This is a genomic window from Streptomyces boetiae, from assembly GCF_031845405.1.
Lineage (GTDB): Bacteria > Actinomycetota > Actinomycetes > Streptomycetales > Streptomycetaceae > Streptomyces > Streptomyces boetiae.
Genome location: NZ_JAVREN010000005.1, coordinates 191,561 through 213,397, shown reverse-complemented (window position 1 = coordinate 213,397; position 21,837 = coordinate 191,561). Strand labels below are relative to the sequence as shown.

Below are 21,837 nucleotides of genomic sequence, written 5' to 3'. Positions count from 1 at the left end.
CTGGTTGGGCGACGGATGTGTAACGGGGGGAGGCAAGTGGCCGGTGGGCGGGAATCGACGGGGCATGAGTGACGAGATGCCGATCGCCCCGAGGCCGCTGCGCCAACTCGCCGACGGGGCACGGATGGTGATGACCGGCCAGGAGCTGCGGGAGCACGGTGTGCCGCCGGCCGCCGCGCACGAGCGGTGCCGTCCGGGAGGGCCGTGGCAGATGCCGCTGCCGGGCGTGTTCCTGCTGCGGCCGGGCCCGCCCACGGCCGCCGAGACGCTGCAGGCCGTGCTCCGCTACACCGGCGGCCGGGAGGGGGAGGCCGTGGTGAGCGGCCTGGCCGCGCTGGGGCTGCACGGGGTGGCGGGCGTTCCGCCGGTGACCGCGCTGGAGGGAGTGGACGTGCTCGTGCCGCGCATCCGGCGCCTGCGCTCCGTGGGCTGGGCCCGGATCACGCGGACCCCGCGGATGCCCCGGCCGGTGACGGTGGACGGGTTCCCCGTGGCCCCCGTGCCGCGGGCGCTGGCCGACGCGGTGGCGGCGCTGGCGGCCGTTCCCCCGCAGCAGGCGAGGGGCGAACGCCCGACCGTGCGGCGGCTGCTGACCGAGGCCGTGCGGGGCGGGCACTGCGAGCCGCAGGCCGTGCTGCGGGAGCTGGCGCGGGCCGGGACGCTGGGACTGCCGCAGGTCGCGGGCGCGGTGGACACGCTGCTGGTGGAGGGCCGCACGGCGGCCGAGGCGCGGCTGCAGGAGGTGGTGCGGGAGGAGCGCCTGCCCGACCCCTGCTGGAACGTGGGCCTGTGGCTGCCGGACGGCCCGTTCCTGGCCTCCGTGGACGCCTACTGGCCGCACGAGGCCGTGGCGGTGGAGATCGACGCGCGGGTGCCGCGCCGCCGCCCCGGCCGGGCGGAGCCGGCGCGGCCGGGGAGGGCGCGCGAGGCCGAGCCGGAGGAGGAGGCGGACCGGCGGCGGCTGCTGACCCTGGCCGGCCTGGGCATCACCCTGCTGCGGGTGACGCCGCGCCAGCTTCGGCACTGGCCGCACGCCCAGGCCCAGGCGGTGCGGGCCGCCCTGGAGGCCGCCGCGCACCGGCCGCCCGCGACCTATGTCGTGGTTCTGCCGCGCTGAACCGGCCACGCCCGCAAGGGGCGTTCACGCAAACGTAACTGGCAGGAACCCGACAAGTTCGTGGCGCTCATGACTGTCGGATGATCACCTCCGTAGGATGACCGGTCACCCCACTCCGGATTCCGAACAGCGAATCCCGACCCGAGCCCGAGGACGCCCATGCCCGAGCGCACCCCACCGAGCTCCTCTCCGTTCCCCCCGTCACCCTCGCCCGAAGCCGCGCGCCATGCCCGGCCCGGCCTCCCGCCGTTCCCCCGCAGACGGCCGCGCGGCGCCGCCAGGGCCGCGGGCGCCGCGGGCGTCGCCGCGGCCCTCGCGCTGGGCCTGGCCGGCCCCGCCGCCGCCGAGGACCCGCCGCCCGCGCCGGTCGCGGACAAGCCCATCGGCGAGAAGTTCGGCAGCCAGGACGCCGCCCTGCTGGCCGAGGCCCGCGCGGCGGACGCACCGTTCGTCACCCTGCTCATCGCGGCCGAGCCCGGCAGCACCGGCGAGGTCGCCGACCGGCTGAACGCCGTCCCCGGGACCTCGGTCGGCTTCACCCAGGACGCCATCGGCTACGTGCGCGCCACCGTCGCCACCGGCCGCGCCCAGCAGGTCATCGACGAGGCCACCGGCCTCTCCGACGTCCACGCCATCGACCTCAACGACCGCGTGCGGGTACCCGAGCCGGACCCCGGCGCGGGCGCGGAGCCGGGCGCGAGCACCCTCGAACGCCGCTACCCGGGCCCCGACGCGGACACCCCCGCGGCCAACCCCTACCAGCCCGCCCACGAGACCGGCGCCGTCGACTTCGTCGAGGACAACCCGCGCTACGACGGCCGCGGCATCACCATCGGCGTGCTGGACACGGGCGTCGACCTGGCCCACCCCGCGCTGCGCGAGACCACCACGGGTGAGCCCAAGATCACCGACTGGGTGACCGCCACCGACCCGATCGTGGACGGGGACGCCTCCTGGCGCCCGATGCTCACGGCAGTCAGCGGCCCGCGCTTCACCTACTCCGGGCGGGAGTTCACCGCCCCCGAGGGCGAGTGGCGGATCAACGTCTTCCGCGAGGCCGTCGCGGGCGGCGAGCTGGGCGGCGACGTCAACCGGGACGGGGACACCACCGACAGCTGGGCGCTGCTGTACGACCCGGATGCCGGAACGGTCCGCGTGGACCTCGACAACGACGCGGACTTCACCGACCAGGAGGCGATGGAGCCCTACCGGGAGGACGGGGACACCGCCTTCTTCGGCACCGACGACCCGGACACGGAGATCTCCGAGGCCATCCCGTTCACCGTGGAGATCCGCGAGGACGTGCCGATGGACCCCCTCGGCGGCGACTGGGTGGGCCAGGTGCGGGACTTCGTGAACATCGGCATCGTCTCCGGGCGGCACGGCACGCACGTGGCCGGGATCGCCGCCGCCAACGGCCTGTTCGGCGGCGCGATGAACGGCGCGGCGCCCGGCGCACAGATCGTCTCCTCGCGCGCCTGCGTCTTCGCGGGGGGCTGCACCTACACCGCCCTGTTCGAGGGCATGATCGACCTGGTCGTCAACCGGGACGTGGACCTGGTCAACGTCTCGATCGGCGGCCTGCCCGCCCTCAACGACGGCAACAACGCCCGCGCCCACCTCTACACGGCGCTGATCGAGACCTACGGCGTCCAGCTATTCGTCTCGGCGGGCAACGACGGCCCCGGCACCAACACCATCGGGGACCCCTCCGTCGCGGAGGACGTGGTCAGCGTCGGCGCGGCCGTCTCCCGCGAGACCTGGGCGGCCAACTACGGCTCGGCCGTGACCACCCGCTACGCGATGATGCCCTTCTCCTCCGCCGGGCCGCGCGACGACGGCGGCTTCAAGCCGACCCTCAGCGGCCCCGGCGCCTCCGTCAACACCATCCCCACCTGGATGCCCGGCTCGCCCGTCGCGGAGGCCGGCTACGACCTGCCGCCCGGCTACGGCATGCTCCAGGGCACCTCGATGTCCTCCCCGCAGGTGGCCGGTGCCTCGGCCCTGCTGCTCTCCGCCGCCCGCCAGCGCGGCATCGAGCTGTCCCCGGCCAACCTCCGCACGGCGCTGACCAGTTCGGCCGACGCCATCCGCGGCGTGCAGGCCCACGAGGGCGGCGCCGGGCTGATGGACACCGAGGAGGCGTGGCGCCTCATCAGCCGCGGCGCGCGGGCGCACGAGTACCGCGTGCAGGCGCCCGTCGACCACGCCATGTCCGGCTTCCTGGAGACCCCGGGCAGCGGCGCGGGCGTCTACGACCGCGAAACGGCCCCGGCCGTGGGCGAGTCGGAGAACTACCGCGTCACCGTCACCCGCACCACCGGCCCCGACCGGCCCGTGCGGCACAGCCTGGAGCTGGTCAACAACCACGACCGGACCTTCCGTCTCACCGGGCGTTCCGCGCTCTCGCTGCCGCTGAACGAGCCGGTGACGCTCACCCTCCAGGCCCGCCCGCGCTCGCTGGGCGCCCACAGCGCCATCCTCCAGGTGGACGACCCCGCCACCCGCGGCACCGACCACCAGATCCTGGCCACGGTCATCGTGCCGCAGGAGCTGTCGGGGCCGTCCTTCGCGGTCTCGGAGTCGGGCTCGGTCGAACGCAACGCCCCCACGTCGTACTTCGTGCGGGTCCCCGAGGGCGCGGGAACGCTGGAGGTGGCCCTCGGCGGGCTCAGCGGGCAGAGCCAGACCCGCTGGATCGCCCTCACCCCGTGGGGGACGCTCGCCGACGACTCGGCCACCAACCTCTGCTATCCGCACTACAACCCGGCCAACACCTGTCGCCCCGACCTGCGTTCGTACCCCTCCCCGACCCCGGGCGTGTGGGAGATCGAGGTCGAGGCCCGGCGCACCTCGCCCGTGGCGGACAACCCCTACACGGTGACGGCCACCGCGCTGGGCGCCGCCTTCGACCCGGAGACCGCGGTCATCGAGGAGGCGGAGGCGGGCTCCACCGTCCCGGTCTCCTGGGAGGTCACCAACGGCTTCGCCCCGGTGGAGGGCCGGCTGGAGTCCGGGGAGCTGGGCTCGGCGCTGACCGAGCGGCCCGAGATCGGGCAGGGCGAGTACGTCACCCGCGAGGTCGAAGTCCCCGCGGGCGCCACCTCGTTCACCGCCACCCTGGGCGGGGCCGCCGACCCGGGCGCCGACCTGGACCTGTACGTGTACCGCGACGGGGAGCCGGTGGGCTCCTCCACCAGCCCGTCCTCCGACGAGCGGGTGCACGTGGAGGCCCCCGAGCCGGGGACCTACACCGTCGAGGTCCACGGCTACGCGGTGCCGCAGGGCACGACCGCCTTCGACTACCGCGACGCCTTCCTCAGCGCGGGCCTGGGAACGGTCGCGGTGGACACCGGCCGCGTGCTGTCCCTGGGCACCGGGGAGAGCGCCGGGGCCGCGGCCGAGGTCACGGTCGCGGGGCCGGCCGCGGGCGCCGGCGAGGGCCGCGAGGTCTTCGGCGAGGTCCGGCTGCTGAACGCCTCCGGCACCCGCGTGGGCACCGGACACATCACCATCAGGGCCGTCACCCCGTAACGGCCCCACCTCCCCGCCTCCCGGCGCCTCGGGGCGGGCCGCGGGCCGTCGTTGCCCGGGGTCCGCCCCGTCGCCGTGGAAGGATGGCGAGGACGACGCACCACGAAGGAGACGACCACGTGCCAGGCACGAATCTGACCCGGAGCGAGGCGCAGGAGCGGGCTCGTCTGCTCGGCGTGGACAGCTACCAGATCGCCCTCGACCTCTCCGGCGCCCAGGAAGGCGGCACCTTCCGCTCGGAGACCACCGTGCACTTCACCGTGCGGGAGGCGGGGCCGAGCTTCATCGACCTCGTCGCGCCCGAGGTGGAGGAGGTGGTGCTCAACGGCCACAGGCTCGACCCGGCCGAGGTGTTCGCCGACTCCCGGATCGCGCTCCCGGCCCTCGCGGAGGGGCACAACGAGCTGCGGGTGATCGCGGACTGCGCGTACACCAACACCGGCGAGGGGCTGCACCGCTCCGTGGACCCGGTGGACCAGCAGGCGTACCTGTACACGCAGTTCGAGGTCCCGGACGCCCGCCGCGTCTTCGCGTGCTTCGAACAGCCGGACCTGAAGGCGACGTTCCAGTTCACCGTCACCGCCCCCGAGGGCTGGACGGTGATCTCCAACTCCCCCACGCCCGAACCCAAGGACAACGTCTGGGCGTTCGAGCCGACCCCGCGCATCTCCAGCTACATCACGGCCATCGTCGCCGGCCCGTACCACTCGGTGCACAGCAGCTGGACCGATGGCGAGCGGACCGTTCCCCTGGGCCTGTACTGCCGTCCCTCGCTGGCCGAACACCTCGACTCCGAGGCGATCTTCGACGTGACCCGGCAGGGCTTCGACTGGTTCCAGGAGAAGTTCGACCACCCCTATCCCTTCGCCAAGTACGACCAGCTCTTCGTGCCGGAGTTCAACGCCGGGGCGATGGAGAACGCGGGCGCGGTCACCATCCGCGACCAGTACGTCTTCCGCTCCAAGGTGACGGACGCGGCCTACGAGATGCGGGCGGAGACCATCCTCCACGAGCTGGCCCACATGTGGTTCGGCGACCTGGTCACCATGGAGTGGTGGAACGACCTGTGGCTGAACGAGTCGTTCGCCACCTACACCTCCATCGCCTGCCAGGCCCACGCCCCCGGCAGCCGCTGGCCGCACGCCTGGACCAGCTTCGCCAACCAGATGAAGACCTGGGCCTACCGGCAGGACCAACTGCCCTCCACCCACCCGATCATGGCCGAGATCCGGGACCTGGACGACGTCCTGGTCAACTTCGACGGCATCACCTACGCCAAGGGCGCCTCGGTGCTCAAGCAGTTGGTGGCCTACGTCGGCCAGGACGCGTTCTTCAGCGGCGTACAGGCGTACTTCAAGCGCCACGCCTGGTCCAACACGCGGCTGACCGACCTGCTCAGCGCGCTGGAGGAGACCAGCGGCCGGGACCTGAAGGCGTGGTCCCGCGCCTGGCTGGAGACGGCCGGGATCAACGTCCTGCGCCCCGAGCTGACCGTCGACCCGGTCGCGAAGGTGGTGCGGGAGTTCGCCATCCGCCAGGAGGCCCCCGCCCTGCCGGCCGGGGCCAAGGGCGAGCCGGTGCTGCGCCCGCACCGCATCGCCGTGGGCCTGTACGGCCTCACCCCCGAGGGCACGCTGGCCCGCACCGACCGCATCGAGCTGGACGTGACGGGCGAACGCACGGAGGTCCCACAGCTCGTGGGCCGCCCGCGCCCGGACGTCATCCTGCTCAACGACGACGACCTCTCCTACGCCAAGGTGCGCCTGGACCCCGAGTCGCTGGCCGTGGTCACCGCCCACCTGGGCGACTTCGCCGAGTCGCTGCCGCGCGCCCTGTGCTGGGCCTCGGCCTGGGACATGACCCGCGACGGCGAACTGGCCACCCGCGACTACCTGTCGCTGGTGCTCTCGGGCATCGGCAAGGAGTCGGACATCGGCGTGGTGCAGACCCTGCACCGTCAGGTCAAGATGGCCCTGGACCTGTACGCCGCCCCGGCCTGGCGGGAGACGGGCCTCGGCCTGTGGGCCGAGGCCACGCTGGAGCACCTGCGGGCCGCCCCGGCCGGGGGCGACCACCAGCTCGCCTGGGCGCGGGCGTTCGCGGGCGCGGCCCGCACCGACGCGCACCTGGGCCTGCTCGCGGCGCTGCTCGACGGCTCGGAGACCATCGAGGGCCTGACCGTGGACACCGACCTGCGCTGGGCGTTCCTCCACCGGCTGGCGGCCACCGGCCGCGCGGACGAGCCGGAGATCGCCGCCGAGCTGGCCCGCGACGCCACCTCGGCCGGGGAGCGGCACGCCGCCTCGGCCCGCGCCGCCCGCCCCACCCCCGAGGCGAAGGCCGAGGCGTGGGCGGCCGTGGTGGAGGGCGACAAACTGCCCAACGCCGTGCAGGAGGCGGTCATCGGCGGCTTCGTCCAGACCGAGCAGCGCGAACTCCTCGCCCCCTACGCCGAGAAGTACTTCGCGGCGCTCAAGGGCGTGTGGGAGTCCCGCAGTCACGAGATGGCCCAGCAGATCGCGGTCGGCCTCTACCCGTCGCTCCAGACCGAGCAGGCCACCCTGGCCGCCACGGACGCCTGGCTCGCCGGGGCCGCGCCCTCGGACGCGCTGCGCCGCCTGGTCACCGAGGCCAGGGCGGGCGTGGAACGCGCCCTGAACGCGCAGGCCGCGGACGCCGCCGCGGCGGTCTGACCCTCCCGAGCGGGAAGGGCCGGGCGGCGCTCGCCGCCCGGCCCTTCCCTCCGGTGGCCGCCTACGCGGTCAGCGGCCGGTCGCGGCGGGCGCCGGCCAGGACGTCCCCCCACCAGCGCAGCTCCTCCAGCATCGTGGTGGCCGCCGCCTCCGGTTCCGTGGGGTCCTTCAGCGCGCCGTCCTCGCCGAAGAGCAGGTAGTAGCGCGGGAAGCAGACCGAGTTCCGCACCGCGTGCGCGCTCAACTCCGCAAAGACCAGCTTCAGTTGCTCGATCGCCAGGACCGCGCCACTGCCGCCGCTGTAGCCGACGAAGCCCACCGGCTTGGCCTGCCACTCGGTGTAGTGCCAGTCGATCGCGGCCTTGACCGACGCCGGGAAGCTGCGGTTGTACTCCGGCGTCACCACCACGAAGGCGTCAGCCGCCGTCAGCCGCCGGGTCAGATCCGCCATCGAGGCGGGCCGCGGCAGCTCCGGCTCCAGCGCCGGCGGGACCGGCGGCAGCTCCAGCGGCAGGGGAACGTCCGCCAGGTCGATCAGGTCGACTTCGAACGCCCCGTGCGCGCCCGCCTGTCCGGCGAACCACCGGGCCACCATCGGCCCGGCGCGCCCCTCCCGCACGCTGCCGATGATCACCGCGAGCCGCAGCCCCTGTCGTTGCTCCATCGCCGTACCTCCCTCTCTGCCTGTGCGGCGCGGCCGGGAGTGACCCCCGCCGCGCGCCCCGCCCAGGCTTCCGCCGCCGCGCGGGGGCGGGAAGGCCGCGCCCAGACGGGTAGGGACAGGGCCACGATCCGGCGCGGCGGCTGCTGTTAGGTTCGGAGGATGAGCCACGACCCCGGCAGCGAACTCGGCAGGTTCATCCGCGCCCGGCGCGAGGCCGTCACCCCGGCCCTGGCGGGCCTGCCCGCGGGGCCGCGCCGCCGCACGCCCGGCCTGCGCCGCGCCGAGCTGGCGACCCTGGCCGGCGTCAGCGTCGAGTACCTCACCCGGCTCGAACAGGGCCGCGACCGGCGGCCGTCGGCGGCCGTTCTGGGGACGCTGGCCGAGGCGCTGCGCCTGAGCCCGGCGGAGCGCGTGCACCTGTACCGGCTCTCCAAGGCCGCGGACGGCTTCTCCTGCGCGGCGGCCTCGGCCGGGCCGCCGATCGACGCCGTGCGCCCCACCGTCCGCGCCGTGCTGGCGGGCCTGGAGCCGGCCCCGGCCGTGCTGCTGAACCGGGTGAACGACATCCTCGGATGCACCGACGCGTTCCGGGCCCTGGCCGCCCCGCTGGGCCTGCTGGAGGGCCCGGGGCCGAACCTGACACGCTTCGTCTTCGCGGACCCACGCGCGCGGCGGGCGTTCCCCGACTGGGAGGCGCTCGCCGACGAGCAGGTGGCCGCGCTGAAAGAGGGCTCGCTGGCGCCGGACGGCCAACTCGCCCAGTTCATGGACGAGTTGTCGGTCACCGTGGGGGCGCCCTTCGCGCGCAGGGTGGTGGCCGTTCCCGGACCGGCCCGCCCCACCGGCGAGCTGCGCCTGGCCCACCCCGAGGCCGGGGAGCTGCGCCTGGCCTACGAGACGCTGGACCTGTCCGCCGACGTCCAGCGCATCCGGGTCCACCTTCCGGCCGACGCCGCCACGGCCGAGGCCCTGGCCGTGCTCACCGGCCGCGGGGCCGCCGCCCTGCGCGCCGTCCCGGCCTGACCGGCCCGGCCGGTCTCAGCAGTCGAACTGCTCCGTGAAGACCTGCTCGCGCGGAACGCCCCGGGTACGCAGCCGCGCGGTCGTGGCGGCGATGAAGCCGGGGCTGCCGCAGACGAAGTAGCGGGCGCGGCGGTCCAGCGGCAGGTCGCGGGGGAAGGCGTCCTCGTAGCGGGGGCCGAGGCGGTCGCGCAGCTCCTCGCGGTAGACGGCCTCGGCGGGGCTGGAGACGAGGTGGCGCAGGGTCATGTGCGGCCCGGCGTGGCGGCGCACCAGGTCCACGAAAGGGGTGACGCCTATGCCGCCGGCGACCAGGACGGCCGGGCGGTCGTCCTCGTGGGCCTCGCGGGTGAAGGTGCCGTACGGCCCGTCGAGGCGCAGGACGGCGCCGGGCGCGAGGCGGGCCAGCCGGGCGGTGAAGGGGCCCGCGCTCTTGACGGCGAACGTCAGCCGCCCGTCCTCGCCCTGCCGCACCACGCTGAAGGGGTGCGCCCGGGAGAACGCCCGCAGCCGCAGGTAGCAGAACTGGCCGGGCCGGGGCGGGCGCAGGCCCCTGCCCCGCGCACGGCCGCGGCCCGCCGGGGCGAGCGTGTACTCGGTGACGGTCGGGGACAGGGCCTCGGCGGCGGCCAGCCGGTAGCGGTGCGTCCACAGCGGGACGGCGGCGCGCCAGGCCACGGCCAGGGCGAGGACGGCGGCCAGGCCGAGCCAGTAGGCGCGCAGCCAGGGCAGCTCGGCCAGGTAGCTGCCCACGCCCCAGGCGTGCAGCAGGACCAGGCCGGCCAGCGGGTAGGAGACGTAGTGGACGAAGCGCCACAGGCGGTGGCGGACGGCGGCGCGCAGCAGGGTGCTGCTCAGCCACAGCAGGAGGAAGAGGCCGAGCGCGATACGGCCCAGCGAGGTGTAGGTCGACTCGACCCAGGTGAAGTCCAGTTCGGCCAGGTAAGCCAGGTCCTGCTGGAGGGAGATCATCTCCAGCAGGGGGTGGAGCAGGACGAGGAACGCGCCGCAGCCGCCGAGCCACCGGTGCAGCGCGACGACCGCGAGCCGGTCGTCGCTCAGGCGTTCGGAGACCTGCCGGATGCCGAGGAGCACCTGCCACCACAGGCACAGCGCGCCGCCCAGGCCGGTGAGGTTGGCGGCGTCGCCGATGTCCCCGGCGCGGCCCAGCAGGGGCACGAAGGGCAGGGCGGTGAGGAGCATCAGGGCGGCGAGGCGGGTCACGGGGCCTCCAGGGGCAGGCCCGGGGAGTGGCGTACCCCGCCGGCGCGGTCGACGGTGATCCAGGCGGCGGCCGGGTCGCGGCGGGCGAGCCAGGCGGGGCCGTTCTCGGTGCCCAGGATGGTCAGGCAGGTGGCGTAGACCTCGGCGGCGGCCAGGTCGTCCAGGAGGACGGTGGCCTGGAGGCAGTCGGAGTCGGCGGGCTCGCCGGTGCGCGGGTCCACGATGTGGTGCAGGGGGCGGCCGTTCGCGGTGCGCCAGGCGCGGCGGGCGACGCTGGAGGTGGCCACGGCGGCGACGGGGGGCAACTCCAGGACGCCGACGGGGCGTTCGCGCAGCGGGTGGGCCACGCCGACGCGCCAGGGCGGCCCTTCGGGCCCGCGCAGGGCGACGAGGTCGCCGCCGGCGTCGATGAGGGCGCGGGGGGCGCGCAGGTCCTCGGCGGCGCGCTGCACGCTCCAGCCCTTGACGAACCCGCCGAGGTCCAGGGCGAGTCCGGCGGGCAGGCCCAGGGTGCCGCGGTCGTGGTCGATGCGCACGGGCGCGGCGGGGTCGGGTCCGGGTCCGGGCGGGGCGGGCTCGGGGACGCCGCCGGGGTCGAGGGCGGCGAAGTCGGCGGCGTAGCCGAGGCGTTGGAGGTCGGCGCCGAGGAAGGGGCTGAACAGGCCGCCGGTGCGCCGCTGGTAGCCGATCGCCTCGCCGAGCACGGCCAGCAGGAGCGGGGAGACGCGCACGGGCTCGCCCCCGGCGGCGGCGTTGGCGCGGGAGAGGTCGCTGCCGGGGCGGAAGCGGCTGAAGATCCGCTCGGCCTCCCGGAGTTGCGCGAAGACGCGGGCGGCCTCGGCGGGCGGGGCGACGGCAAGCACCTCGGTGCCCATCAGCCGCTCGCGCAGGGCGCGCGCCCCGGGCACCCCCGCCGCCCCCCGCATCTCAGGAGCCGCGGGTGTAGGTGGTGACGTCGTCGGGGTCCAGCGTCTCGCCGGGGGTGAACTCGGCGCGCACGTCCTCCACCATCACGGCCTCCTCGCGGGCCGCCTCGGGCAGGTAGGCGACCTCCGCCTCGGAGGCGTGCGGCCGGTCCCCGATCTCGATGGTGCCGGTGAACAGGACGCGGTTCTCCCACCAGACGTTGCCCTCGACGCGGTAGGTGTAACGGCCGGGGCGGACGGGGACGCCGTTGCTGTCCGTGCCGTCCCAGTAGAGGGTGTGCTCGCCGCTGTCCTGGGCGGGGCGGCTGGCGGACTCGATCTCCTCCTCGGTGGCCCACTCCCAGCCGGAGGTCTCGCGCCACCGCACCAGGGACTCGGGGCGGCGGTTGTAGCCGCCGTTGGCGGTGAAGCTGGTGGCGAAGAGGGTGCGGACGTAGGCGCCGGAGGCGTCCTCGATCCAGACGGCGAGCTGGTTGCTGGCGTGGGTGGGGATGCGGTGCAGCCGGTAGCTGATCCGGACCAGGCCCGTGCTCTCGGCGGTGGGCGGCAGCGTCGCGGTGGTCGGCGGCCTGGGCCGCTCCGAGGCGGCGGGCGGCGGCTCGGGCCGTTGATCCAGGTAGGCCCCGGTGGCGGTGACCGCCACACCCGTGATCACGACGATCGGCAGGATCAGCCGACTGGTCCGGTCCGGCATGACTGCGGCCCCTCCTCGAACGCACCCTGCTGTTCGCGACCTTATGACCATAAGATATCGCACAGCAACCCCCACCCGGAGCGCGAGCCCGTGCCCCCGCGCCGGGGCGCCTACGCGGGACCGCACACCGGGCAGGTGGCGCGGTCGCTCCAGCCCTCCCAGCCGAACTCCTCCAGGGTCAGGGGCCGGGCGCCCAGCTCGCGGCGCACCTCGGCGCGGTAGTGCCAGACCGCCTCCAGGTAGGGGTGGTAGGCGTCGTGGAACGGGCGGGAGTCGAACGCGGCCCCCGCGGCGACCGCGTCGCGCAGCTCGCGCAGGCGGCGGAATATCTCCTGGGCCGCCGCCGTGACGGCGGGCGCGCCGTCGATGTAGAGGCGCTCGCGGGCCTCGTAGACCCCGGCCTCGGCGAACGCGGCGCGCACGGGCGCCGCTTCGGCCGGGCCCGGGGAGGCCAGCTCCCGCAGCCGCGCGTGGCAGGCGCCCACCGCGAGGATGAACTCCGCGTACAGCTCCCGGGAGCGCTCCTCGCCGCTGCGGCTGCGCTCGCCCCGGTGCCGCAGCACGTCGGCGAGCACCGTGCCCGCGAAGGCGATGAACGCCCCGCCGAGAGTCGCGATCAGCGGCGTCCAGTCCATCCGCCGGGGCGCTGCTCTCGCGGACCGCTCAGCGGCGGCGGTCGCTCAGCATGACGAGGCCGGCGATCACCGCGAAGAGGAGGAGGGGGGCGACGACGAACAGGCCGAGGGTCTCGGCGACGCTCAGGCCGGTGCCGGGGTCGTCGCCGTCGTCCCGCTGGAGGGCCTGGGCCGCGGGGGCGGAGAGCAGCGTGAGCAGCGCGGCGCCGACGGTGGTGGTGACGGCCGTCGCGGCGGCGGAGCGCCGGAGGCTGCGGGGGGAGTTCTCGTTGGCCACGGGACCACAGTAACGAACGCCCCGCGCGCCCCCGTCAGCGCCCCGGCGTCCGGGCCAGCTCGTCGCGGACGGCGCGGATCAGGGAGGCGGCGCGTTCGGAGGCGGTCAGCTCCTCCAGGGTGACGGGGCGGCCGGTCGCGTCGGCGAGCGGCAGGCGCCAGTTGGGGTATTCGCGGGTGGTGCCCGGGAGGTTCTGCGGGCGGCGGTCGCCGAGCGCGTCGGGCAGCCAGATGCCCACCATCCGGGCCGGGGTGCGGGCCAGGAAGCGGTAGGCGGCGGCGATCCGCTGCTCCTCGCCGGCCCCGGGCGGCAGCAGCCCGAGCCCGGCGAAGACCTCCAGCCACTCGGCGCTCTCCGCCAGGGCCGCGCGCTCGGCCTCGGCGGGGTCGGTGGCCGGGTCGAGCAGGCCGAGCCGGGCACGCAGCCGCACGAAGGAGGCGTCCAGGCGCGAGGCGGTGGGCGGCAGGTCGTGCGTGGTCACGGTGGCCAGGCAGCCGGAGCGCCAGCGCGCGGCGGGCAGCGGCGGGTGCGGTGGGTGCGGCTTGGAGCGGCCGGCGCGGCGCGGCGCGCCCCGGTCCGGACGGCGCTCGGACGGGCGTTCGGCGGAGCGTTCCGGACGGCGTTCCGCATCGCGTTCGAACCACAGCACCGAGGTGCCCACGATCCCCCGCTCCGCCAGGTCGGTGCGCACGTGCGGCTCCACCGTCCCCAGGTCCTCGCCGACCACCACCGCCCCGGCGCGGTGCGCCTGGAGGCAGAGCACCGCCAGCATCGCCTCGGCGTCGTAGCGGACGTAGGTGCCCTCGTTCGGCGCCGCGCCCTGCGGGATCCACCACAGCCGGAACTGGCCCATCACGTGGTCCACGCGCAGCGCCCCCGCGTGCCGCAGCAGCCCGGCCAGCAGCTCCCGGTAGGGCGCGTAGCCGCGCTCGGCCAGGGCGTCGGGGCGCCAGGGCGGCAGGCCCCAGTCCTGGCCGCGCTCGTTGAACGCGTCGGGCGGCGCGCCGGTGGACATGGAGGCGGCCAGCACGTCCTGCTGGGCCCAGGCGTCCGAGCCGTGCGGGTGGACGCCCAGGGCGAGGTCGTGGACGAGCCCGATGGGCATGCCGGCCGCCCGCGCGGCCCGCTGGGCGCGGGCGAGCTGGGTGTCGGTCAGCCAGGCCAGCCAGCTGTGGAAGTCGATGCGCTCCAGGTGGTCGGCGCGGGAGCGGGCGGTGGCCAGGGAACGCGGGTTGCGCAGGCCGGTGGGCCAGGTGCGCCAGTCCGGCCCGTACAGCTCCGCGAGCGCGGACCAGGTGGCGTGGTCCTCCAGGGCCTGGCCCTGCTCGGCGAGGAAGGACCAGTAGGAGGCGGCCCGCCCGGGGCTGAGCGGGACGCGGCGCACCAGCTCCAGGGCGCGGCGCTTGAGGGACCAGACCGCGTCCCGGTCGATGGGCAGCCGCTTGTCGAGAACGTCCGCCCGCAGCGCCGCGGCCCGCTCCAGCAGCGGGGCGGCCTCGGCCCGGGCGGCGGCGTCCAGGTAGGCGTACTCGGGGATGTCCTCCACCCGCAGGTGCACCGGGTCGGGGAAGCGGCGGGTGCCGGGCCGGTACGGGGAGGGGTCGGTGGGGCGCCCGCGGGCGCCGGGGACGGCGGCATGCAGCGGGTTGACCTGCACGAACCCCGCGCCCAGAGTGTGGCCGGCCCAGCTCGCCAGGTCCGCGAGGTCGACCAGGTCCCCCATGCCCCAGGAGCGGGCGGAGAGCAGGGAGTAGAGCTGGACCATCAGGCCGTGGGTCCGGCCGCCCGGCGGGTCGGGGAGGCGGGCGGGGCAGGCGATCAGCGTGGCGCGGGCGGTGCGGCCGTCGGGGGCGCGGGCGTGCAGGCCGTGCCAGCCGGGCGGCAGCGGCTCGCCCCAGGGGGCGGCGCGCCCGTCCTCCCGCTCGACGGTCAGGACGGTGCCGGCGGGGACGGGCGGCGGGGGCTGCGGGCCGCCGGGCCCGGCGCGGTGGACGACGGTGGGGGGCAGCAGCCTCGGGGTGGGGCCGCCGCGGGGGGCCTCGGGCGCGGGGCCCTCGGGGTCGACGCCGAGGGCGGCCAGGACGGCGGCCACCGTGTCCTTGGGGACCTGGGCCCGGCGGCCCGGCGCGAGTTCGTAGGAGGTGGCGACGCCATGCGCCGCGGCGAGGCGCGACAGCCGCTCCATGGGGGCGCCGCTACCAGCCCTCGGCGGCCCGCGCCTCCGCCGTCAGCGGGGCGTCCGCGCCCAGCGGCTGCTCCGAGGTGAGCGGCGCCAGCTCGCGGGGCGGGGGCTCGCTGGTCAGCGGGCGTTCCCTGGTGGGCATCGGGATCAGGGCGGGGGCGTCCGGGGGCGGTGCCTCCCCGGCCCCGGGCGCCCGGGGGATGGCGCGGAGGGCGGGCGCGGCTGGGTCGAGGTCGGTCGGTGCGGCTCCGGCCATGGGGGCACTCCGTTCGTCGACGGCTGCGGACTCGGTACGTGCTCCTACCCAGTCAACTCCATGGCACCCCTGCCGCGCGACGGGAAAGCGACACACCTCACGCGGCGGAAGACGGAAAATTCTCTTGTGGCGGCCGGTCGCGGTCCGCTTTCTTGCGGTCCGGCGCGCCGGCCGGGGGCCCGGTCGACGGCGGGGGACCTCGCCGCGAGGCCCGGGCGTCAGGGGGGCGCGTCGCCGGAACGGGCGTCACCTGGGCCTCAGCCGGCTCTGCCCTCGATCCGGGCCAGCGCGTCGTCGGCGCCGTAGGGCCGCAGGTAGGGCAGCCAGCGGGGGTCGCGGTGGCCGGTGCCGATGATGCGCCAGGCCAGCCCCGTCGGCGGGCCCGGCGTATGTCGGAGCCGCCAGCCCAGCTCGGCCACGTGCCGGTCGGCCTTGATGTGGTTGCAGCTTCGGCAGGCGGCCACGACGTTGTCCCAGGCGTGCTGGCCGCCGCGGCTGCGCGGGATGACGTGGTCGACGCTGGTGGCGACGCCCCCGCAGTACGCGCAGCGGCCTCCGTCGCGGGCGAACAGCGCCCGGCGGGTGAGCGGCACGGCGGTGCGGTAGGGGACGCGGACGAAGCGCTTGAGGCGGACGACGCTCGGGGCGGGTATCGCGTGCGTGGAGCTGCGCATCAGTGCCTCGGAGTTCTCCAGGCTGACCGCCTTGTCGTTCAGCAGCAGGATGAGCGCGCGGCGGACCGGTACGACGCCGAGCGGCTCGTACGAGGCATTGAGGACCAAGACGTGTGGCACGAACGCCCTCCGTTTCCGTCGGCGGCACGTGGCTCGCGCCGGGACGATCTCCCTCAGTGTGTCCCGCCCGGCGCCACCGGCGCCACCACGATCGCGAAATGTACTGATTGTGTCGTTGACCACATCCGTTTCTCCCTTCTCCTCCCGCACTCCCGTCACGGCGCCGCCCTCCCGGCCCTCCGCGCGCGGGACGGCGCCTTTTAGCCCGTCCGGGGGAGGGTCTCGGTCGATCATTTCCCGCTCGCCGGACCGCTTGAACGCCCGTGCGGCACCGCCGCATACCGTGGTCCGTGATGGGTGAGAACTGGGAAGACTGGGCGGCCTCCGGGCTGCGGATCGTGCTGATCGTGGCCACCGCGTGGACCGTGCGGTTCCTCGTGCGGCGGGCGATCACCCGGCTGACGGGCCGGCTCAGCCGCGAGGACGGGGAGCGGCGGCGCAACGCGCCCCTGGGCGGCCTGCTGGTCAACCCCGAGCGGCGCAGGCAGCGTTCGGAGACCATCGGCTCGGTGCTGCGCAGCACGGCCTCGGTGCTGGTGCTCGGCACGGCGGCGCTGATGATCCTCGACGAGCTGGGCGTGCAGCTCGGCCCCCTGATGGCCAGCGCCGGGATCGCGGGCGTGGCGATCGGCTTCGGCGCGCGCAGCCTGGTCGCGGACGTGCTCAGCGGCCTGTTCATGCTGCTGGAGGACCAGTACGGGGTCGGCGACACGGTCGACGTGGGCGAGGCCACCGGCACGGTCATGGAGATCGGGCTGCGGGTGACGACGCTGCGCGGGGACCACGGCGAGACCTGGTACGTGCGCAACGGCGAGATCAAGCGCGTGGGCAACCTCAGCCAGGGCTGGGCCACGGCCGTCCTGGAGGTGCCGGTGGCGGCCGAGGCCGACCTGGACCACGTTCGGAAGCTGATCGCGCGGGCCGGGGAGGAGCTGGCCCGGACCCCCCCGTTCGACGAGCTGCTGTGGGAGCCGGTGGAGGTGCTGGGCGTGGACGCGGTCACGGCCGAGTCCGTGGTGCTGAAGGCGACGGTCAAGACCCAGCCGGGCAAGGCGCCGCAGGTGGAGCGCGAGCTGCGCTGGCGCGTCAAGCGGATGCTCGACGCGGCCGGCGTGCCGCAGGCCGACCCGGCGGCTGGCCCCGTCGCCTCCGGGGGCCCGCCCGCCCCCAAGCCCGCGTCCGGCGGCCCCTCCCCCGCCGCCACGGCGGCGGCCGACACGGCCCCGCCCCAGCAGCCCCCGCCGGGCCCGGGCCCCGCCGCGCCCTGACGGGGCCCCCGAGCGACGGGGCCCGGACCGGCCGTCGCAGGGGTCACGGCGCGACGCCGGTCGCCCCAGGGGACCGCTCGCCCCCGAGGGCCCCGGCGGGGCGCGTTCCGCCTGCCCTCTCGCCCGGCCGCGCGGCTCTGACAGGCCGACAGGAAAAGTGAAGAAACGCGGGAACCCCCGCGTGGGCCGGTGCGTCTCTGCCAGGAAGGGGGCCGATGTCCGTCCCCGGATCGTGACGCCGAGAAGATCCCGGCAGGGGCTGCCTGCGGGCCTCGCCGCAACGGCATACTGCTGGCCGTGGCCCGTGCCGCAGTCGTGAGTGGGGAGGGCCCGGAACGTGAGTCAGCCGCCGATCGCGCCCCCGCCCGCCGGGCCCGGGGCGCGGGTCCCGCCGCCTCCCGCGCGGCCGGCCCCCGGCGCAGCCGCCGACGAGCCCCGCCGAAACGCGGCGGCCCGGCCGGACGTTCCCCCCGCGCCCGAGCCGCCGCGCCGCCGCAGCGCGCTCGTCGAGGGCGCCGCCCGGCTGCGGGCGGCCTCCCGCACCGAGCCCGGCCGGCTGCGCGCCATCGGCGGGCTGCTCGCGGGACTGCTGCTGGTCTTCGGGGCCGTCGCGTTCTGGGAGATCTCCTACCGGGCGGACGCCGCCGACGCCGCCGCCACCGGCAGCCGCGTCCTCAGCTCGGACGCCGCCGAGATCTACCGCCTGCTGGCCGACGCCAACACCACGGCCGCAGTGGAGTTCCTGGCCGGGACCGAGGTGACGGCCGGCGTGCTGGCCTGCTACGGGCCCGGCGCGCAGGCCGCCGCCTGCGACACCGCCCGGCAGGAGGAGCCCGGCCAGGAGGAGGCGGACGGCCCGCGCGGCGAGCTGCGGGACCGCGACGAGCTGCGCGCGGCGTACGAGGAGGACATCCGCGAAGCCTCCCGGCTGCTGGCCGCCGCCGCCGCGAGCAGCACCGGCTCGGCCGAGGCCCGGGGTCATATCCAGCGCCTCAACGAGGGCTTGCCCTACTACACCGGCCTGGTCGAGACCGCCCGCGCCATCAACCGGCAGGGCCTCCCCCTGGGCGGCGCCTACCTGCGGTACGCCAACGACGTGATGCAGGCGGGCGACGACTCCCTGCTGAGCACCGCCAGGCGCCTCTACGAGCTGGAGCAGGAGCGGCTCGCCCAGGACCTGGAGCGGGCCAGGACGTGGCCGCGCCTGGCCCTGGCCCTCGGGCTGGTCGCGCTGGCGGCCCTGGTCTGGGCGCAGCGGCGCCACTTCGTGCGCACCAACCGCGTCTTCAGCCCCGGCCTGGTCGCGGCCACCGCCGCGGCCGTCGTGCTGCTGGGCTGGCTGCTGGGCGCGCACGCGATGGCCCGCGCGGCCCTGGGCGACGCCGACCGGAACGCCGGCCGGTCGCTGGCCGTGCTGAACGCGGCCTGGACCGAGGCCCTGCAAGCCCGCGGCAACGAGAGCATGCACCTGGTGATGCGGGGCGCGAACGACGACTTCGAGGAGAGCTACGGCACGCACATGACGGCGGTCGCCGAGGGCCCGCGGTCCCTGCTGGAGCGGGCGCGGGCGCTGGCCGACGACCGCGAGGGCCGCGAGCCCGTGGAGGCGGCGATCGACGCCGTCGCCGAGTGGAGCATGCGGCACGACGGGGCCCGCGCGATCGAGGACGAGGGCGACTACGAGCGGGCGCTGGGCGCGGTGATCGGCTCCACCCACTCGGCGGGCAACAGCTTCGAGGCGGCCAACGGGGCGCTGTCGACCGCCGTCGAGCACGAGAAGGAACAGCTGAGCCAGGCGGTGCGCGACGGCCGCAGCGCGCTGGGCGGGCTGCGCTCGGCCGCGGTGGTGCTGGCGCTGCTGGCGGCGGCGGGCGCGGCCCTCGGTGTGGGCCGCCGGCTGTCGGAGTACCGGTGAGGGCGGGCACGGCGAGGGGAGAGCGCGCGATGCGAAGGACCGCGACGCGCAGGACCGCGACGCGCGGGAGGCGCAGGACAACGGCGGGGCGCGGGCGCCGTGAGCCGAGGGCCCTGGCCGTGGCCGCCGCCGGGCTGGCGCTCGCGGTGGGGGTGCTGGTGACCGCCCTGCCGGAACGCCCGGGGGATCCCGCCGCGGCGGGCGGGCCGGGCAGCGCGGCGGTGACGCGGGCCGAGCACGTGACGACGGGCGCGTGCGCGGGCGTTCCCGCCGAGGAGGCGCTGCGCAGCTACGCGCCCGAGCGGATGCCGGGCGAGGCGGTGGAGCGGATCAGGGAACGCGGCCGGCTGAAGGTGGGGATCGACCAGAACAGCTACCTGTGGGGGTACCGCTCCCCCGAGGACGGCGAGATCGCCGGCTTCGACATCGACCTGGTGCGGGCCATCGCGCAGGACGTCCTGGACGAGGAGGACCCGGAGATCGTCTACCTGGCGATCCCCACCTCCGAGCGCACCGAGGCCCTGACCAGCCGGCGCGTGGACATGGTGGTCAGGACGATGTCCATCACCTGCTCCCGGTGGGAGGAAGTCGCGTTCTCCACCGCCTACTTCGAGACCGGGCAGCAGCTACTGGCCCCGCGCGGCTCGGAGGTCACCGGCTACGACGCGACGCTCGCCGGCCGGCGGGTGTGCGCGGCCGACGGCTCCACCGCGCTGGAGCTGCTGATGGACCCCGAGCGCGGCGCGCGGGAGCGGTTCCGGGCCGAGGTGACCACGGCGCCCAACCACCTGGACTGCCTGGTGCGGGTCCAGCTCGGCCTGGCCGACGCGCTGATGACCGACAGCGCGCTGGCGGCCGGGCACGTGGCGCAGGACCCCACCATGCAGCTCGTCGGCTCCCCGCTGACCCGCGAGTGGTACGGGGTGGCGATGAACCGGCAGGACGTGGACCTCGTGCGCTGGGTCAACGCCGTGCTGGAGGATTACCGCGCGCCCGGCGGCGGCTGGGAGGCGGCGGCCCGCGAGTGGCTGGAGGGCAACCTCTACCCCGAGGGCAGCCCCGCGCCGGACCCGCCGGAGGCACGGTACGGGCGGTGATCGAAACTGACCGGTGACCGGCCGCGGGTTCTGGGAAGGAATCCGCCCGGGTCCCGGCGGACGGCGGCGGACGACACCCGGCAGACGACGAACGACAGACGACGAACGACAGGCGAACGACAGCCGGCTTCCACGGCCGGCCCACGGCAACGCATCACCCAGCACGGCGCGGCACCCCGCGGCACGGCGCGAACGACAGAGGGGAGAGCGATGGTCCCGGATCCCGGCGGGAGTGTGCTCAGCCCGGAGGAGGCGGACCGCGCGCTCGCGCGGCTCGCCGCGGAGCACGAGGCGATCGAGTCCTCCCTTCTCGCCCTCCAGGACCACGCGGGACGCAGACTCCTCGAAGGCGCCGAGCTGACCGGCCTCACCCGCGAGCGCTGGGCGCGCGCCGAGCGGACCGTGCCGCTGCTGTGGGCGTATTTCGACGCCTGCACCGCCGCGCTGCACGAGACGCAGGAGCTGCGGGCCGAACGCCGCGAGCCGGGCCGGGAGGTCCTCGACCGCCTCGCCCGCCTGCTGCACGGCGCTGATCTCGCGGTGCCCGGGCCCTCCGGCGAGCCCGAGCGGCTGGGCTGGCCCGAGCTGGTGGACCGGATGAACTCCGGCTACGCCGAGGTGCTCGACCTGGTGGCCGCCGCCGACGCGGTCTGGTCGGCGCTCCCGGCCCGGATAGACCTGCTCGCGGCCGAGCTGCACCGGCTCAGCGCCCTGGCCCACTCCGTCGGCGTGCGTCCCGGCGCCCACCCGGCCGGGGACGAACTCCAACGGGTGACCGAGGAGTTGACCGGACTGCGGGCCGAGGTGATCGCGGACCCGCTGGCTTTCTGGCGGCCGGCGGGAGGCAGCAGCGCGCCGGGCGGCGGACGGCCCGACACCGGGCGTTACGACGACGCCGCCCGCGCCCTGGACGACATCAGGCGCGAGGTGGAGGCGGTGATCGGGGTCCGCAAGGACGCCGAGGAGCGGCTGATCCGGCTGCGCGACATCCTCTCCCGCGCCGACCGCACGCTGGCCGAGGCACGCCTGGCGCGCGGCGAGGTGCTGGCCAAGATCGCGGCCTCCGAGGTGCCGGCCGTCTCCGGGCCGGCCAGCGCGCTGCACGAACAGCTCGCCGCGGCGGCCGAGTTCCGGCGCCGCTCGCAGTGGCACCGGCTCTCCCCGCTGCTGGAGTCGCTGGAGAGCCGGGCCGAGGAGGAGCTGGAACGAGCCCGCGCGTCGCTGGCCGCGGTGACCGAGCCCCTGGCGGTGCGCGCGGAGCTGCGCGGGCGGCTCGACGCCGCGAAGGCCGCGGCGGCCCGCGGGGGCAGGGCCGCGGAGCCGATGCTGGTGGAACGCTACGACCTGGCGCGGCGGCTGCTGTGGACGGCGCCGTGCGACCTGCGCGCGGCCGAGCGGGCCGTGCTGCGCTACCGGCGCGCGGTGGCCGAGGCGCTGGAGGCCGACCGGGAGCCCCCCGGGGAGACCGGCCGGGACGGCGAGGGCTCCGGGCGGGCCGGCGAGGAGGACGAACGGTGAGCGGCGTACGCGTGGCTTCCGGG

General features: G+C 75.9%; 17 protein-coding genes. 8 read left to right on the top strand and 9 right to left on the bottom strand.

Features of this window, described 5'->3' with window-relative positions:
* Positions 1 to 64 precede the first annotated feature (64 nt).
* The 3 genes from RM780_RS05620 to pepN all read left to right on the top strand — a co-directional run bounded on the left by RM780_RS05620 (position 65) and on the right by pepN (position 7,344).
* Entirely contained in the window at positions 65 to 1,117 is a 1,053-nt protein-coding gene (locus RM780_RS05620; protein WP_311629357.1) for a hypothetical protein, read from the top strand.
* Positions 1,118 to 1,276: 159 nt separating this feature from the next.
* Entirely contained in the window at positions 1,277 to 4,651 is a 3,375-nt protein-coding gene (locus RM780_RS05615; protein ID WP_311629356.1) for a S8 family serine peptidase, read from the top strand.
* Positions 4,652 to 4,770: 119 nt separating this feature from the next.
* Complete coding sequence (gene pepN / locus RM780_RS05610; protein WP_311629355.1) at positions 4,771 to 7,344, top strand: aminopeptidase N; 2,574 nt, start codon at positions 4,771 to 4,773, stop codon at positions 7,342 to 7,344.
* Between the two features lie 61 nt (positions 7,345 to 7,405).
* On the opposite strand, the gene RM780_RS05605 is transcribed toward pepN, so the two are convergent.
* The gene (locus RM780_RS05605) at positions 7,406 to 8,008 is read right to left on the bottom strand and encodes an NADPH-dependent FMN reductase (protein ID WP_311629354.1); all 603 of its coding nucleotides are present in this window, start codon (positions 8,006 to 8,008) and stop codon (positions 7,406 to 7,408) included.
* Positions 8,009 to 8,167: 159 nt separating this feature from the next.
* Here RM780_RS05605 and RM780_RS05600 point away from each other — a divergent pair, with 159 nt between their 5' ends.
* Positions 8,168 to 9,031: a helix-turn-helix domain-containing protein gene (locus RM780_RS05600; protein ID WP_311629353.1), complete on the top strand. Its 864-nt coding sequence runs from the start codon at positions 8,168 to 8,170 to the stop codon at positions 9,029 to 9,031.
* 15 nt (positions 9,032 to 9,046) lie between these two features.
* On the opposite strand, the gene RM780_RS05595 is transcribed toward RM780_RS05600, so the two are convergent.
* From RM780_RS05595 to RM780_RS05560, 8 genes are all read right to left on the bottom strand, one after another.
* Positions 9,047 to 10,252 (bottom strand): ferric reductase-like transmembrane domain-containing protein, encoded by a 1,206-nt coding sequence (locus RM780_RS05595; RefSeq protein WP_311629352.1) that lies wholly within the window; start codon positions 10,250 to 10,252, stop codon positions 9,047 to 9,049.
* Positions 10,249 to 11,160 (bottom strand): FAD:protein FMN transferase, encoded by a 912-nt coding sequence (locus tag RM780_RS05590; RefSeq protein WP_311629351.1) that lies wholly within the window; start codon positions 11,158 to 11,160, stop codon positions 10,249 to 10,251. The genes RM780_RS05595 and RM780_RS05590 overlap by 4 nt, the downstream gene beginning before the upstream one ends.
* A gap of 19 nt (positions 11,161 to 11,179) precedes the next feature.
* Positions 11,180 to 11,872: a DUF2271 domain-containing protein gene (locus RM780_RS05585; protein WP_311629350.1), complete on the bottom strand. Its 693-nt coding sequence runs from the start codon at positions 11,870 to 11,872 to the stop codon at positions 11,180 to 11,182.
* Between the two features lie 110 nt (positions 11,873 to 11,982).
* Positions 11,983 to 12,507: a CchlQ gene (locus RM780_RS05580; RefSeq protein WP_311629349.1), complete on the bottom strand. Its 525-nt coding sequence runs from the start codon at positions 12,505 to 12,507 to the stop codon at positions 11,983 to 11,985.
* 28 nt (positions 12,508 to 12,535) lie between these two features.
* Positions 12,536 to 12,784 carry a hypothetical protein gene (locus tag RM780_RS05575; RefSeq protein WP_311629380.1) on the bottom strand — a complete coding sequence of 83 codons (249 nt, stop codon included), beginning with the start codon at positions 12,782 to 12,784 and terminating at the stop codon, positions 12,536 to 12,538.
* Between the two features lie 34 nt (positions 12,785 to 12,818).
* Positions 12,819 to 14,969 (bottom strand): 4-alpha-glucanotransferase, encoded by a 2,151-nt coding sequence (gene malQ / locus RM780_RS05570; protein ID WP_311629348.1) that lies wholly within the window; start codon positions 14,967 to 14,969, stop codon positions 12,819 to 12,821.
* A 10-nt stretch (positions 14,970 to 14,979) separates the two neighbouring features.
* Entirely contained in the window at positions 14,980 to 15,222 is a 243-nt protein-coding gene (locus tag RM780_RS05565) for a hypothetical protein (RefSeq protein ID WP_311629347.1), read from the bottom strand.
* 257 nt (positions 15,223 to 15,479) lie between these two features.
* On the bottom strand, positions 15,480 to 16,016 hold the full coding sequence (locus RM780_RS05560; RefSeq protein ID WP_311629346.1) for an HNH endonuclease: 537 nt from the start codon (positions 16,014 to 16,016) through the stop codon (positions 15,480 to 15,482).
* A 293-nt stretch (positions 16,017 to 16,309) separates the two neighbouring features.
* Between RM780_RS05560 and RM780_RS05555 the strand changes: the two genes are divergently transcribed.
* The 4 genes from RM780_RS05555 to RM780_RS05540 all read left to right on the top strand — a co-directional run bounded on the left by RM780_RS05555 (position 16,310) and on the right by RM780_RS05540 (position 21,814).
* Complete coding sequence (locus RM780_RS05555) at positions 16,310 to 17,284, top strand: mechanosensitive ion channel family protein (RefSeq protein WP_311629345.1); 975 nt, start codon at positions 16,310 to 16,312, stop codon at positions 17,282 to 17,284.
* 337 nt (positions 17,285 to 17,621) lie between these two features.
* The gene (locus RM780_RS05550) at positions 17,622 to 19,199 is read left to right on the top strand and encodes a hypothetical protein (RefSeq protein WP_311629344.1); all 1,578 of its coding nucleotides are present in this window, start codon (positions 17,622 to 17,624) and stop codon (positions 19,197 to 19,199) included.
* Positions 19,200 to 19,228: 29 nt separating this feature from the next.
* Positions 19,229 to 20,296, top strand: a complete 1,068-nt coding sequence (locus RM780_RS05545; protein WP_311629343.1) for a glutamate ABC transporter substrate-binding protein — start codon at positions 19,229 to 19,231, stop codon at positions 20,294 to 20,296.
* A gap of 210 nt (positions 20,297 to 20,506) precedes the next feature.
* A complete protein-coding gene (locus tag RM780_RS05540) occupies positions 20,507 to 21,814 on the top strand; it encodes a hypothetical protein (RefSeq protein WP_311629342.1) in 1,308 nt (435 codons plus the stop codon).
* The last annotated feature ends 23 nt before the right edge of the window (positions 21,815 to 21,837 follow it).